The sequence below is a fragment of the Alteromonas sp. ASW11-130 genome (assembly GCF_026183735.1).
GTDB lineage: Bacteria > Pseudomonadota > Gammaproteobacteria > Enterobacterales > Alteromonadaceae > Alteromonas.
The window spans coordinates 1-775 of sequence record NZ_JAPFRE010000011.1; the positions used below are offsets into that span (position 1 = coordinate 1).

At 48.3% G+C, this 775-nt stretch carries 1 protein-coding gene; it reads left to right on the forward strand.

Annotation, left to right across the window (positions count from 1 at the left end):
* Positions 1-18: 18 nt before the first annotated feature.
* Positions 19-775: AMP-binding protein (locus OPS28_RS02575; protein ID WP_265607872.1), on the forward strand; the 757-nt coding region annotated here is incomplete at its 3' end.

Genomic DNA, 775 nt, shown 5'->3' on the forward strand with positions numbered 1-775 from the left:
TACCCACACGATGTGTGTGTGCACGAGTTGTTTGAGCAACAGGCAGCAGTGCGACCGGATGCGGTGGCGCTGGTGTTTGGCGAGGAACAGCTGACGTACGGTGAGCTTAATGCGCGGGCGAATCAGCTGGCACACCATTTAATGGCACAAGGGATGACGGTGGCGCAGAGTGTGGGAGTGTGTTTGCCGCGGTCGGTGGAGATGGTGGTGAGTGTGCTGGCTATACTCAAAGCGGGGGGAGCTTATGTTCCTTTAGATCCAAGTCTTCCGCCTCAACGTTTAGGGTATATGACTGAAGATGCAAACTTACATGTTGTCTTGAGCAATCAAAACTGCATTGGGGTACTTGCAGGATTTAGTGGCACTAAATTGTTGCTCGATGAAGAAAAACTGGTTTCTCATGTGGCATCGTATGATTCTCAAAACCCGGTAAATAGTCTTAAAGCTTCAGACCTAGCATACGTAATTTATACCTCAGGCTCGACGGGATTACCAAAAGGGGTATTAGTCGAACACCAGGGTGTGGTGAATTACTTGTGTCATGCACAAAGCTATTGGGAAGAGGAGCACAAAGGGGCAGTGATGAGCTCGCCTCTAAGTTTCGATGCAACAGTAACGACGTTGTTTACCCCGTTGATTTCAGGCAAAACCTTGGTTGTTTTACCGGAAGACATAACACAGACATTTAAGCAGCTGGTATGGTACCTGTTTGAACAGGGAGAGAGTTGGTTATTCAAACTAACGCCAGCCCATTTGGATGGATTATACCCGCTGT